This window comes from Nonomuraea cavernae (assembly GCF_014646355.1).
In the GTDB taxonomy this organism is placed as follows: Bacteria; Actinomycetota; Actinomycetes; order Streptosporangiales; family Streptosporangiaceae; genus Nonomuraea; species Nonomuraea cavernae.
In genome coordinates this window covers 16,216-28,916 of sequence record NZ_BMNH01000002.1, presented here as the reverse complement: position 1 = coordinate 28,916, position 12,701 = coordinate 16,216, and the positions used below count along the sequence as shown (strand labels likewise).

10 protein-coding genes are annotated in these 12,701 nt (G+C 71.8%); 5 read left to right on the top strand and 5 right to left on the bottom strand.

Features of this window, described 5'->3' with window-relative positions; translation table 11 throughout:
• Nucleotides 1-7 precede the first annotated feature (7 nt).
• Nucleotides 8-1,162 (top strand): alpha/beta hydrolase family protein, encoded by a 1,155-nt coding sequence (locus IEY82_RS04140; protein WP_189122626.1) that lies wholly within the window; start codon nt 8-10, stop codon nt 1,160-1,162.
• A 108-nt stretch (nt 1,163-1,270) separates the two neighbouring features.
• On the opposite strand, the gene IEY82_RS04135 is transcribed toward IEY82_RS04140, so the two are convergent.
• Complete coding sequence (locus tag IEY82_RS04135) at nt 1,271-1,924, bottom strand: TetR/AcrR family transcriptional regulator (protein WP_189122625.1); 654 nt, start codon at nt 1,922-1,924, stop codon at nt 1,271-1,273.
• A gap of 61 nt (nt 1,925-1,985) precedes the next feature.
• A complete protein-coding gene (locus tag IEY82_RS04130) occupies nt 1,986-3,404 on the bottom strand; it encodes a S28 family serine protease (RefSeq protein WP_189122624.1) in 1,419 nt (472 codons plus the stop codon).
• A gap of 175 nt (nt 3,405-3,579) precedes the next feature.
• Here IEY82_RS04130 and IEY82_RS04125 point away from each other — a divergent pair, with 175 nt between their 5' ends.
• The 4 genes from IEY82_RS04125 to IEY82_RS04110 all read left to right on the top strand — a co-directional run bounded on the left by IEY82_RS04125 (nt 3,580) and on the right by IEY82_RS04110 (nt 9,644).
• On the top strand, nt 3,580-5,154 hold the full coding sequence (locus tag IEY82_RS04125; RefSeq protein ID WP_189122623.1) for an ABC-F family ATP-binding cassette domain-containing protein: 1,575 nt from the start codon (nt 3,580-3,582) through the stop codon (nt 5,152-5,154).
• Between the two features lie 74 nt (nt 5,155-5,228).
• Nucleotides 5,229-7,967, top strand: coding sequence for an SCO1167/SCO6262 family helicase (locus tag IEY82_RS04120; RefSeq protein ID WP_225262311.1), 2,739 nt, complete (start codon nt 5,229-5,231; stop codon nt 7,965-7,967).
• The gene (locus IEY82_RS04115) at nt 7,964-8,794 is read left to right on the top strand and encodes an SWIM zinc finger family protein (protein WP_189122622.1); all 831 of its coding nucleotides are present in this window, start codon (nt 7,964-7,966) and stop codon (nt 8,792-8,794) included. Before IEY82_RS04120 ends, IEY82_RS04115 begins: the two co-directional genes overlap by 4 nt.
• Nucleotides 8,795-9,014: 220 nt before the next feature.
• Nucleotides 9,015-9,644 carry a class I SAM-dependent methyltransferase gene (locus IEY82_RS04110; protein ID WP_189122621.1) on the top strand — a complete coding sequence of 210 codons (630 nt, stop codon included), beginning with the start codon at nt 9,015-9,017 and terminating at the stop codon, nt 9,642-9,644.
• Between the two features lie 30 nt (nt 9,645-9,674).
• On the opposite strand, the gene IEY82_RS04105 is transcribed toward IEY82_RS04110, so the two are convergent.
• Genes IEY82_RS04105 through IEY82_RS04095 form a run of 3 tightly spaced genes read right to left on the bottom strand, consistent with a single transcriptional unit; the run spans nt 9,675 to nt 12,672 of the window.
• Nucleotides 9,675-11,216 carry a site-specific integrase gene (locus IEY82_RS04105; protein WP_189122620.1) on the bottom strand — a complete coding sequence of 514 codons (1,542 nt, stop codon included), beginning with the start codon at nt 11,214-11,216 and terminating at the stop codon, nt 9,675-9,677.
• Complete coding sequence (locus IEY82_RS04100) at nt 11,213-11,548, bottom strand: helix-turn-helix domain-containing protein (RefSeq protein WP_093175773.1); 336 nt, start codon at nt 11,546-11,548, stop codon at nt 11,213-11,215. The genes IEY82_RS04105 and IEY82_RS04100 overlap by 4 nt, the downstream gene beginning before the upstream one ends.
• Complete coding sequence (locus tag IEY82_RS04095) at nt 11,545-12,672, bottom strand: tyrosine-type recombinase/integrase (protein ID WP_225262313.1); 1,128 nt, start codon at nt 12,670-12,672, stop codon at nt 11,545-11,547. Before IEY82_RS04095 ends, IEY82_RS04100 begins: the two co-directional genes overlap by 4 nt.
• Nucleotides 12,673-12,701 lie beyond the last annotated feature (29 nt).

Here is a 12,701-nt window from a genome sequence, read left to right as displayed (position 1 = left end):
CCTCTCCATGAGACAGATCCTGGCCGTCACCGCGGGACTGGCCGTCCTGGCCGCGTCCGCCTGCTCCGCACCCGCACCGCCCCGATCCGACGCCCCGCCGGTCACGCCAGCCGGCCCCGCCACCCTGCCCGCCCCCACCGGCCCCCACCCTGTCGGCACCATAGCCCTGTACCTGAAGGACATCTCCCGCCCCGACCCCTGGAATCTCGACGCCGATGCCAGAGAGCTCAAGGTCACCCTGTGGTATCCGACCGAGCAGCGCGACGGGCAGCACGCGCCGTACATGACACCCAAGGAATCGGAACTCCTGCTCAAGGGCACCGGGATCGCGAGCGCGCCGTACGACACGCTGAGCAAGACCCGCACCAACGCCATCCTCAACGCCGAACCCGCAGGGAAGAAGCTGCCGCTGGTGGTAGTCTCCCCCGGCTTCACCAAGCCGATGAGCACACTGACGTCCCTGGCCGAGGACCTGGCCAGCCGGGGGTACGTCGTGGCGGGGATCGACCACACCTACGAGAGCTACGCCACCACCTTCCCGGACGGGCGGGTCGCGGAATGCCTCGCCTGCGACAGCGACACCGACCCCGGCTTCGGCACAGGGACGGTCCAGGGCCGGGTGGCCGACGTCTCCTTCGTCCTCGACCAGCTGCCATCGAAGTGGGACGACTCCAGCCTGATCGACCGCTCCAGAATCGCGATGGCGGGCCAGTCGCTCGGCGGGGCCACCGCCCTGGCGGCCATGGTGAAGGAGCCCCGGATACGCGCCGGGATCGACATGGACGGCACCACCTACGCCCGCATTCCCAAGAGCGGGTTCTCCCGGCCGTTCCTGTTCCTGGGTTCGCCGCAGCACGTCCCCGGCGGTCGTGACACGTCGTGGGAGCGCGACTGGAAGCTGCTGACCGGGTGGAAGCGCTGGCTCGTGCTGTCGGGCGCGGAACACCAGTCCTTCACCGACGGCCCGCTGATGGCCGGCCCCCTCGGTATCACGCCCGCCTACGGCGTTCTGCCCGCGGCGCGCGCCGCCGAGCTCACCCGCTCCTACGTGGCGGCCTTCCTCGACCAGCACCTGAAGTCCAAGCGGCAGGCCCTCCTGGACAAGCCGTCCTCGCGCTACCCCGAGGTCACGTTCTGCCCCGCGACCTGCGGCCCGTCCTGAGGGTCGGCGAGCTGGACTTCTCGTGACAGGGGACGGCCGTCCGCGCGCGACATCAGCTGGAGCGGCGGCCGGCGGGCCAGGGGGGCCGGTTGAGGGCGTGACGGGTGATCATCGGCCGGCCCGGGAGGTCATGCCGTCGAGCAGGTAGCCGAGGCCGCGGGCGAAGGTCTCGTCCCAGTCGTGATCGAGACCGTGGGCGGCCAGCGTCGGGTAGTCGGCGTGCCGGGCGCGGAGATGGTCGCGCATCGCGGCGTCGGCGGCGTCGCGCTCGCGGGTCTGCATCGTGGCCGAGCCGGTGACGTACGTGGACAGGCTGAAGGCGGCGGCGGGCAGGTCGGGCCCGGTGAATCCGGCTCCGGCCAGCGTGGCGTAGAGGAACTCGGTGCGGCTGAGCGCGTTGGGGCCCATCATCGGGCGGTCGAGCAGCCCGGTGGACCACGGGTGGCGGAGCATCGCGGCCCGCCAGGCGCCGGCCAGCTCGCTTACCCGATCCCGCCAGCCGTCCGGCCCAGCCGGCCCAGAGGGCAGGGGCACCTCGCCGAACACCGCGTCGAGTGCCAGGTCGAGCACGTCGTCCTTGGTCTTGACGTGCCAGTAGAGGGTGGTGGAGCCGGTGTCGAGCCGTTCGGCGAGGCGCCGCATCGTCAGCCGCGCCTCGCCTTCGGTGTCGAGCAGGGCCACGGCCTCGGTGACGATGCGGTCGAGGGTGAGCGTCTGGCGCTCCTGTCTTCGCGGTCGCAGCCACACGCTTTCGCCAGCCATGCGCCCGATCCTACGGCCGTGTACCGGATCGACGATCCGGTACACGGGCGGATCAGGTGGTTCAGAAGGTGTGACGGTCGGGCAGCATGTCGTCGTCGGGGATGGAGGGCGCGGTGCGCTGGTTCGCCTGGGCGCCGCTCACTCCGGCCCAGCGCAGCAGGGTGTCCGTGGCCGCCTGGCGCTCGGCGTCGGGCAGGCGGGAGATGTTCGCCCCGTGGTTGGCGCCGGGAGCGACGTACAGGTGGGAGTCGTTGCGGCTGGGCGTGAACCGCTCCGCGCTCCACGGGTCGTTCTGGCCGTAGACGAACATCATCCGGCTGGACTGCTTGCTCACCCAGTGGTCGACGTTCAGCATCGGGAGCGGGTTGTGGAAGGTGCGCAGTGCGGCGGGGAGGACGGAGTTGGGCTGGTAGAGCCCGGGGTAGCGGGTCAGGCCGCGCAGGTGCTTGAACGTGAGCTCGGGCCAGCCGAGCTGGGCGGCCGCCTGGCGATAGTAGGGGACGTAGTAGTCCATGCCCTGGTCGGTGTAGAAGGAGAATCCGGCGACGGTGTCGATCCAGTCGTAGATCTCGTCGTCGGTGGCCGTGGCGGGCGGCACGTCCGCGCAGTCGCTCTCGCTGGAGTACTGCCAGAAGGCCCACACCGAGTCGAGGACGGTCATCTCGAACGACCGGTCGGCGGTGCCGAGCGACCTGGTGAAGGTGTAGCCGTTCTGCGCGGCCTCGGCCTCGAACCTGGGCACCAGCCTGTCGCGCCGCTTGAGCGCCTCCTTCTGCACGTTGTCCAGCACGGTGCGGCAGGGGGCGTCGCCCACGTTCGCGAAGAACTCGTCGTAGGCGCGGTCGGCGGGGTTGACCCGGTCGTTCGGCGCGACGTAGGCGACCACGCCGTCCACGTCGCCGGGGTAGAAGCGGCGGTGGTAGACCGAGGTCATGCCGCCCTTGCTGGCGCCGGTCTGGATCCACTTGCCGTGGTAGACGGTCTTGAGGGCCTGGACGATGCGGTGCTCGTCGCTGGCCTCCTGCCAGATGTCGAGCTTGGACCAGTCGGCCGGGTCCGGGCGTGAGCTGCGGAAGAACCGGTGCTCGACCGAGACCTGGTTGGCGCCGAGCAGCCGGGTCGGCTCGGTCTGGGAGGCGCTCGGGTTGACGGGCAGGCCGTAGCCGCTGGTGTAGAGCACCACGGGAGCGTCGTCGGAGCGGTGCAGCAGGGTGAAGCGCTGCTGGTACGTGCCCTTGCCGGGGTGGCGGTGGTCCACCGGCTGGGTGAGGGTGAGGACGAAGAAGCGGAAGCCGCTCGGCTGGGTCTCGGAGACGACGGTCAGGCCGGGGATGGCGGTGAGCTTGGCCAGCAGGGCGTCGTCGGCCGTTGTCGCGGAGGCGGTGAGGGGTGCGGCGGCCGAGGCCGGTTGGGCGACGGCGCCGGTGGTGAGTAACGCCAGGGCGAGGGCGGCCGGGAGCAGCCGGGTGCGCGTGGACATGGTTCTCCTGGTGGTGCGTCAGGGTGATCGTGATACCAGTCAGATGTCCCACTTATACCGATCTGGTAGTTCTGGCGCGACCCCCGGAAGATCACGGAACGTGCCGGGCCGCCATCACGACGATCCGCCGAAAAACGTTGTACGAGATCCGGATCGATGGTCTAGTACTGGAACAATGAGCCATATCGAGGTCAGTGAGTTGACGTACCTGCTGCCTGACGGGCGGCCGCTGCTGGACCGGGTGTCGTTCCGGGTCGGCGAGGGCGGCAAGGCGGCGCTGGTCGGGCCGAACGGCGCGGGCAAGACCACCCTGCTGCGACTGATCGCCGGAGAGCTGGAGCCCGCCTCGGGGCGGGTGGCCGTGTCCGGCGGGATCGGCGTGATGCGGCAGTTCCTGGGCCCGGGCACGGTGGCCGACCTGCTGCTGGCCGTCGCGCCGGGCCCGGTCAGGCGGGCCGCCGCCGCGCTGGCCCGGGCCGAGGCGGCGATCGGCGAGCGTGACGACGAGCCGGCCCAGCTCGCCTACGCCCAGGCCCTCAGCGACTACGCCGACACCGGCGGCTACGAGCTGGAGGTGGTGTGGGACGTGTGCGCCACGCAGGCGCTCGGCCTGCCGTACGAGCAGGTCAGGAGCCGGCCGCTGGGCACGCTGTCGGGGGGCGAGCAGAAGCGGCTCATGCTGCGCGCGCTGCTGCGCGGGCCCGACCGGGTGCTGCTGCTCGACGAGCCGGACAACTTCCTGGACGTGCCGGCCAAGCAGTGGCTGGAAGGCGAGCTGCGGGCCAGCGCCAAGACCGTGCTGCTGGTATCCCACGACCGAAGGCTGCTCGCCGAGACGGCCGACCGGATCGTGACGGTCGAGTCGCGCGGCGTGTGGGTGCACGGCGGCGGCTTCGCCGGCTACGGGCAGGCGCGGCAGGACCGGGTGCGCCGGCTGGAGGAGCTGCGCCGCCGCTGGGACGACGAGCACGCCAGGCTGCGCGACCTCGTGCACGTGCTGCGCCAGCGCGCCAAGGGCAACGACGCGCTGGCCACGGCCTACCAGGCGGCGCTCACCCGGCTCGACAGGTTTGAGCGGGCCGGTCCGCCCGAGCGGGTCCCCCGCCGGCAGAACATCCGCATCCGGCTGCGCGGCGGCCGCACCGGCAAGCGCGCCGTCACGTGCGAGCGGCTGCGGCTCACGGGCCTGCTGGACGCCTTCGACACCGAGATCTGGTACGGCGAGCGGGTCGCGGTCCTCGGCCTCAACGGCACCGGCAAGACGCACTTCCTGCGCCTGCTGGCCGGGGAGCCGATCGAGCACACCGGGCTGGCCAGGCTGGGCGCCCGGGTCTCGGCGGGCCTGTTCGCCCAGACCCATACCCGCCCCGACCTGCACGGCCGTACGGTCGCCGAGATCGTCATGACCGAGCACCGGCTGGCCCGCGACGACGCCATGGCCGCGCTGGCCCGCTACGAGCTCGCCCCCGCCGGAGGCCAGCGCTTCGAGACGCTGTCGGGCGGGCAGCAGGCGCGGCTGCAGATCCTGCTGCTGGAGCTGTCCGGCGCGACCCTGCTGCTGCTTGACGAGCCCACCGACAACCTCGACCTGGCCAGCGCGGAGGCGTTGCAGCAGGGGCTGGCCGCCTTCGAGGGCACCGTGCTGGCGGTCACCCACGACCGCTGGTTCGCCGCGGACTTCGACCGCTACCTGATCTTCACGGCCGAGGGGCGGGTGCTCGAGAGCGCCGAGCCGCTCTGGGACCGCTGACGACCGCGAGCGGCGATGGCCGATCGCGCCTGTGGCGATCTCGACGGCCCACACATACCGTACACTGTACGGTTGTGAGTTCTCCCATCGATCTGGCACAGCGGTCCGTCGTCTTCGAGCCGGGTGACCCACCCAGGACCGGCCGGATGGCCTTCCTCGACCCCCGCGGCGACGCGACGGTCACAGTCGTCGAGCAGCACGACGGCGCTCTGCGCGTCCGTGAGGCCGCGGCCGTCCGGGTGCCCGTCGCCGAGGCCGTGGCCACCTTGGCCAGAGCGCGCGGCGACGAGCGGGCGCACCCCGCCGCCCGCTTCTGGGGCGCCGCCGCGCTGGTGGCGCTGCAACTGGTCGCCCGGGGACGCATCCTGCCCGGGGTGAGCGCCGGCGACCACGACTCCTGGCGGGCGGGGCCGTTCGACGCGGCCGACGTCCAGCGCGTCAGGGAACTGGCCGGCGCCATGCCCGCCACGGCGCGTGCCGTACCCGTCGAAACCTCCGCCGGCGCGGCGGAGGAGGCGGTGCTGCCGGACGCGGAGAAGCTGGTGCGGGCGTTCCTCGACGCGGTGGCCGACGCGATGCCGCGCTCCCCCGGCGCGGTGCGCGCCACCGGCACGGCGGCGTTCGCCGACACCAGACCGGTGAAGGTGCCGCGGCTGCGCGGGTGGGCCGACGAGGTCGCGGCCGGGCTCGACTCCGGGGTGCGGCTGTCGCTGCGCGTGGAGGCCGACGACCCGCCGGCCGGGGAGTTCCGCGCCGTCGTCCAGCTGCACAGCCTGGCCGACCCGTCGCTCGTGGTGGACGCCGCCGACCTGTGGGAGGGCCGGGATCCCGGGTTCGGCGACCGAGCCCGGATCGACGTCACCGTCGCGCTACGCCGGGCCGCCCGCGTCTGGCCGCCACTGGCGGGGCTGCTCGACGTCGCCGTCCCCGACGAGCTCACGCTGTCCGACGGCGACGTCGAGCAGCTGCTGGCCGGGGCGGCCGAGCGGCTGGCCGCCGCCGGGGTGGAGGTGCACTGGCCCCGGTCCATGGTGCGCGGTCTCAGCGCCCGCGCCGTCGTCGGCGGACGCGACGCCGCCCCGTCCGACCTGCCGTCGTTCCTCGGCGGGCACCACCTGACCAGCTTCGACTGGCAGCTCGCGCTCGGCGGCGAGCCGCTCACCGCGGCCGAGATGGACCGGCTGGCCGAGGCGCACCGCCCGGTCGTACGGCTGCGCGACCAGTGGGTGCTCATCGACCCCGACCTGGCCCGCAAGGCCCGCCAGCGTGACCTCAAGCCGCTGACTGCCCTCGACGCGCTCGGCGCCGCGCTGACCGGCACCGTCCAGCTCGCGGAGCTGGGCGACGAGCCGGTGGCGGTGGAGCCCAGCGCCTGGCTGCGCGACCTGCGCGACCGCCTCGCCGAGCCGGAGGACCTCGGCCCGCCCGACGGGCTGGCCGCGACCCTGCGCGACTACCAGCTGCGAGGGCTGCGCTGGCTGGCCAGGATGACCTCGCTCGGGCTCGGCGGCTGCCTGGCCGACGACATGGGCCTGGGCAAGACGATCACGCTGATCGCCCTGCACCTGCACCGGCGCGGCAGCGGGCCCACCCTGGTCGTCTGTCCCGCCTCGCTGCTGGGCAACTGGGAGCGGGAGATCGCCAGGTTCGCGCCCGGCGTGCCGGTCCGCCGCTACCACGGCGCCGCCCGCGCGCTGGTCGACGACGGGTTCGTCCTGACCACGTACGGCACCATGCGGCTGGACGCCGAGCAGCTGGCCGCGCACCCGTGGGGCCTGCTGGTGGCCGACGAGGCCCAGCACGTCAAGAATCCCGCGTCGAGCACCGCCAAGGCGCTGCGCGAGATCCCCGCCGGCGCCCGCGTCGCGCTGACCGGCACCCCGGTCGAGAACAACCTGTCGGAGCTGTGGGCCATCCTCGACTGGACCACCCCCGGGCTGCTCGGGCCGCTGGGCCGGTTCAGGTCACGGTGGGCCAAGCCGGTCGAGTCGGGCGACTCCGCGGCGGCCGAGCGGCTGGCCCGGCTGGTGGGGCCGTTCCTGCTGCGCCGCCGCAAGTCCGACCCGGGCGTCGCGCCCGAGCTGCCGCCCAAGACCGAGACCGACCGGCCGGTGGCGCTCACCACCGAGCAGGCGGGGCTCTACGAGGCCGTCGTACGCGAGATCATGGCGCGGATCGAGGACGCGGACGGCATGGCCAGGCGCGGCCTGATCGTCAAGCTGCTGACCGGCCTCAAGCAGATCTGCAACCACCCGGCCCAGTATCTGCACGAGACGGCTCCCAGGCTGGCCGGCCGCTCGGGCAAGCTGGAGCTGCTCGACGAGCTGATCGACACCATCCTGGCCGAGGACGGCGCGGTGCTGGTGTTCACCCAGTACGTCGCCATGGCCCGGTTGCTGGAGCGGCACCTGACGGCCAGAGGGGTCGCCACCCAGTTCCTGCACGGCGGCACACCGGTGGCCCGCCGGGAGGAGATGGTCCGGCGCTTCCAGGAGGGCCACGCGCCCGTCTTCCTGCTGTCGCTCAAGGCCGCCGGCACCGGGCTCAACCTCACCCGCGCCGACCATGTCATCCACTACGACCGCTGGTGGAATCCGGCGGTCGAGGACCAGGCCACCGACCGTGCCCACCGCATCGGCCAGAACCGGCCCGTCCAGGTGCACCGGCTGATCACCGAGGGCACGATCGAGGACCGCATCGCCGGCATGCTCGCCGCCAAGCGCTCCCTGGCCGAGTCGGTGCTCGCCTCCGGCGAGGCCGCGCTCACCGAACTGACCGACGCCGAACTCGCCGAACTCGTGGAGCTCCGTTGAACGACGCCAGAGGATTCCCCGCGTTCCCCCCGCAGCGGGCCGGCGCCCGCTTCGCCACCAGCTGGTGGGGCCGTGCCTGGATCAAGGCCCTGGAGGACACCTCGCTGGACCAGGTCCTGCTGCGTAAGGGCCGCGCCTACGCCAAGACCGGGCAGGTCGGCCCGATCACGGTCAGCCCCGGCCGCATCGCCGCCCTGACCGAGAACGACTACGACACCGTCGTCCACGTCGAGCGGCTCACCGACGACGAATGGCGGCGGTTCCTCGACCAGGTGGCCGCCAAGGCCGGGCACCTGGCCGCGCTGCTCGACCGCGACATGCCGCACGATCTGGTGGCAGCCGCCGAAGAGGCGGCCGTGCCGCTGCTGCCCGCCCTCGGCGACCTGGAACCGGAGTGCTCCTGCCCCGACTGGGGCCACCCCTGCCAGCACGCCGCCGCGCTCTGCTACCAGGCGTCCTGGCTGCTCGACGCGGACCCGTTCGTGCTGCTCCTGCTGCGCGGGCGCGGCGAGCGGGAGCTGGTCGGCGCGTTGCGGCGGCCCGCCGCCTCCGCCGCCCCCTCAGCCTCCGCCGCCGCCCCGGCGGGCACGCTCGCCGGGGCGGCGTTCGCGCTGGGGGTGCCGCCGCTGCCCGACCCGCCGCCGCCGGACGTGGAGTTCGCGCCGCTCGGGCTGGAGCCCGCCCCCGGCGTGGACGTGGCCGCCCTGGAGACGCTCGCCGCCTCGGCCGCCGGGCGGGCGCGCGAGCTGCTCGTCCGCGAGTGCCGACGGGAGGACCCAGGCCGAGGCGGGGCGTGGCCGAGGCTCAGCGGCGAGCAGTCGAGCTAGGCCAGGTACGCGGCCTCCGGTACTGGTGTGATCGCCTAATCAACTGTCGCCAGTTCCCCGGGGAGTCCAGTCAGCTGGTGACTGACTGTGGTCGCCAGCGGCTTGTCGCGCCACCGGGTGATGGCCTTGTCCTGGTAGCCGAGCGAGTCCGATACGACGGCGCAGGATTCGGCACCGGGCCGGAGAACAGCTGAGAATGGGGGGTGCTAACTTCCTTCCCGTGGCGAAGCACCAGGACGAGACCAGGACGGCCTACGACGGGGTCGTCGAGTTATATGCGTCGATGTTCGCTAACCGACTGGAGACGCAGCCGTTCACGCGGAACATGATCGGCACCTTCGCCGAGTTGGTGCGTGGGACGGGGAATTCGCGGGTGGCGGATGTCGGCTGCGGGCCCGGACATCTGACGGCCATGCTGCACGACCTGGGGCTGGATGCCTTCGGGCTCGACCTCTCTCCGGCCATGGTCGACCACGCTCGGCGGGCCCATCCGGCGCTGAAGTTCGATGAGGCCCGGATGGAGGAACTCCCAGTTGAGGACGGCGCGCTCGGCGGCGTGCTGGCCCACTACTCGATGATTCACACCCCTCCTGGGGAACTACCCGCGCTGCTCGCCGAGCAGGCGCGTGTCCTGGCGCCGGGGGGCCTTCTCCTGGTCTCGTTCTTCGGAACCGACGCGCCCGAGCCGGTCCGCTTCGACCACAAGGTGACACCCGCCTATAGCTGGCCGGCGGACCGCTTCGCCGAGTTGCTGGCCGGGGCTGGGTTCGCCACATTCGCGCGGCTGCTCCACGACCCGGCCTCCGAGCGGGGCTTCCTGGACGCCCACTTGCTGGCCCGTCTCCGCTAGAGAATGGCCTTCTGCTGTGGGCTCTCGTAGTCAACTGTCGCCGGCTCCCCGAGGAGGCCGGCTTGTCGGTGACCTTGTGTGATCGCCAGCGGCGTATCGGCTCCATGTCCCGCCGGTCTCTCTGATGAGGCGGCTGGTGGTCTTGTGGTGGTAGCCGAGAGCGTCGGCAACGACGGGAGCGGGCAGTTCGAGGAGCTGCTGGCGGATGGCGGCGCCACGTGCTGCGGAGGCCGGGATCCCGGCCTCGTTCAGGAGCGCGGACAGGTGGTCGGGGCGGGCTGGCTGTCCTGCCCGGCGGCCCGGGAAGAGCCATCGGGAGGCGGGGTTGGTGGCGGTGTTCATGTTGTCGCGGTTCGCTATGTGCTCCAGCAGCAGAGCGGCGACCGGTGCGGGAACGGGCGAGGCGGGTTCACCGAGCCGTAACAGTAGGGTGTCGCCGTCGTGGACCACGTCGTCGACGCTGAGCCGGACGATGCGGCTCACGGGCTGCGCATAGAGGAGCACGATGACCCCCGCGACACGCAGACGTATCGGAATCTCCGTGTCGGTCAGCAGTCGGCCAAGGGCGTCGAGGCGTTCGTCTTCGCTCAGTGCGGCCCGCCGGGAGACCTTCATCGCGGGGATGGACAGGGAGCGTGGGCAGTTACGGGTCTGCATGGCCCAGCTGAGAAAGGCCCTCAGGCAGGTGCGGCCGTGTTCGCTGCTCTCGGCCCACCAGGCGTCGATGTCGATCTGGCCGCAGGACGCGAGGCTGTTGTTGCGTTGGCCGAGCCATTGCAGGAAGGCGGTCGCGTACTTGATCTGTTCGGCGGCGAACCTCCGGACGCTGGGTGTGATGTGGCTTCGCTCGGCGCGGGCCCGCAGCCGCGGGAGGACGCGCCAGGTCGCGAAGAGCCTGATCGTTTTGACGTGCTCGGAGTCGGTGATGCTGGCCAGATGCCCGGGAAGCCAGCGTTGGAAGGAGCAGAGGTACTTGTCGACCGTAGGCAGGACTCCGCTGGTCATCAGGAGTTCTTCCAGGTGAGCGGCGGTTCGCCAGGGCTGGAGCTCGTGGAAGGCGTCGTGGGTCAGCGAGATCTGGCCGAGGCCGAGCTGTTGCAGCAATCGGGAGGCGTTCGCCGGTTGGCTGCGGCGCATGGCCAGCCAGGCCAGTCCGCTGCCGGGCTTCTCCATCGCCACCAGCAGGTTGAACAGCGGGACCAGCGCGGGACGGATGCGGCCGGTGCCGTCGTCCAGGAGCGCGGTGAGGCGGTCGCTGAGCGTGCAGCGCTCACACAGCCGCCCGCCCAGGAGCTTGCCCTCGAAGCCGCAGCGTGAGCAGTCGAAGGTTCGGGAGAAGCCGGCGCAGGTGGTGCAGATCGGGACTCCGTCACCGAGGCGGAGCCCAGGCAGGGCCCGGTCCTGGCCGCATCCCGGACAGGTACCCCGTGTCCGGACGGCGCGGTCCGAACAGGTGCGGCAGACGTATCCATCCGGCCAGGTGCCGGCCTTGTGCCTGCGGCGGCCGCAGCGGCAGCACTCGGCCATGTACCGGCGTTCGTACTGCTCGCCGGTGGCGTAGGTGCGGGTCATGCGTCGGGCAGGATGCGGGCCGCGCGGGGCCGCAGCTTCGCGACGTTCGCGGGCGGTGCGGGCAGGTTGTCGGTGGCGGTCTTGCGGACCCCGGCGTTCTCGGCGGTGGTGTCCACCAGGTCGGCCGGAGTGCAGGACAGGATGTCGCAGAGCGCGGCCATGACCTGCAACGACAGGCGTTCCGGGGTGCCGGAGACCAGGCGGTGGACCTGGGAGGCGGACAAGTCGATGCCCCGTTCGCGCAGCAGCGGCACCAGTTCGGTGGCCGTGAAAATCTGGTGCTGGGCCATGACCTCACGCAGCCGCCACGTGTAGCCGACCTTGCGTTTCATGCCTGCCTCCCGGTCTGGGTCCCAAGGGCCGCGGCGATGGTGGCATCCAGGTGCCGCCGCAGGGTGCGGGTGCGGAAGTCCGAGGAGACGCAGGTGTAGAGCGAGGTGGTGCTGGCGTGCTCGTGGCCGACTTGCTCCTGGACGAAGCGCGGGTCCCAGCCGTCCTCGATGAGGTGGGTGACGTAGGACCTGCGGAAGGAGTGGAAGTCCAGCCCCTCGTCGAGGCCCAGGGCCTTGCGGTAGGCGATGAAGCGGGAGTTGAGCCGCTGGCAGCCGATCCGCAGGCCCCGTTCGGAAGGCCAGGCCGCCGGGTTGTCGTTGGTGCCGAACAGCGGGTGGACCTCGGTGAACCACTCGTCCAGGACGTCCGGAGTCCAGTCGAACACGGTCAGCACCCCGCGGCGCTTGGGCGGCGAGCCCTTCTTGGCCTTGCCGAACCGGACCTGGCACCGGCCGTACACGCCGAACTCGCCGCCGTGCGGGTTGCGGCCGAAGTCGGCGGCGTCCAGCAACATCCGCGTCTCGTTGCGCCGCAGTCCGAAAGCGTAGGCGGTCTTGAACAGGGTCGCGTCGCGAAAGGCGGGCAGCCAGCCCTTGCGGCCGAAGGCCCGGATGCGGGCGACCTCGTCGTCGCAGTGCGCGAAGAAGGCGTGCAGCTCGGCCTTGGTGAACGCGCGCTTCTTCGCGTCCGCCTCGTTGTCCTGGACGTGCATGGCGGTGTTCCACTCGTGCACGACCTGCACCGGGTGGGTACCGAACCGCTCTCCGCAGGTCGCCGTCCACTCGTAGAGCGGATCGGTGATGAAGTGGCAGAACGCCCGCACGGCCTCGGAGTACGAGCGGATCGTGGAGCGCTTCAGGTCCCGCAGCGAGCGCAGGTCACCGAGCCACTCGTCGACCATCGCCGGTGTCCAGTGCCAGGGGTAGGTGTTCACGTAGTCCGCGAACGCCTTGATTGTGTTCTCTCGGCCCTCCACGGTCGTCCGGGCCAGATTCCGCGCGAGCTGCTGGTTGGCGAACCCCATCAGCATCGCCGCGAAGACCTGTTCTTCCGGCCGCAGCAACGCGACCCCGTCGACCAGGTGCAGCCCGGCCGCCCCCGGTATCGACCCGTTGAACCCCACCGGTTCACCACCCTCCGCGACTCGCATCA

What these genes read in the sequence shown, in the direction of transcription:
- IEY82_RS04140 (WP_189122626.1), top strand. Translation starts at nt 8, where the DNA reads ATGAGACAGATCCTGGCCGTCACCGCGGGACTGGCCGTCCTGGCCGCG.
- IEY82_RS04135 (WP_189122625.1), bottom strand. Translation starts at nt 1,924, where the DNA reads ATGGCTGGCGAAAGCGTGTGGCTGCGACCGCGAAGACAGGAGCGCCAG.
- IEY82_RS04130 (WP_189122624.1), bottom strand. Translation starts at nt 3,404, where the DNA reads ATGTCCACGCGCACCCGGCTGCTCCCGGCCGCCCTCGCCCTGGCGTTA.
- IEY82_RS04125 (WP_189122623.1), top strand. Translation starts at nt 3,580, where the DNA reads ATGAGCCATATCGAGGTCAGTGAGTTGACGTACCTGCTGCCTGACGGG.
- IEY82_RS04105 (WP_189122620.1), bottom strand. Translation starts at nt 11,216, where the DNA reads ATGACCCGCACCTACGCCACCGGCGAGCAGTACGAACGCCGGTACATG.
- IEY82_RS04100 (WP_093175773.1), bottom strand. Translation starts at nt 11,548, where the DNA reads ATGAAACGCAAGGTCGGCTACACGTGGCGGCTGCGTGAGGTCATGGCC.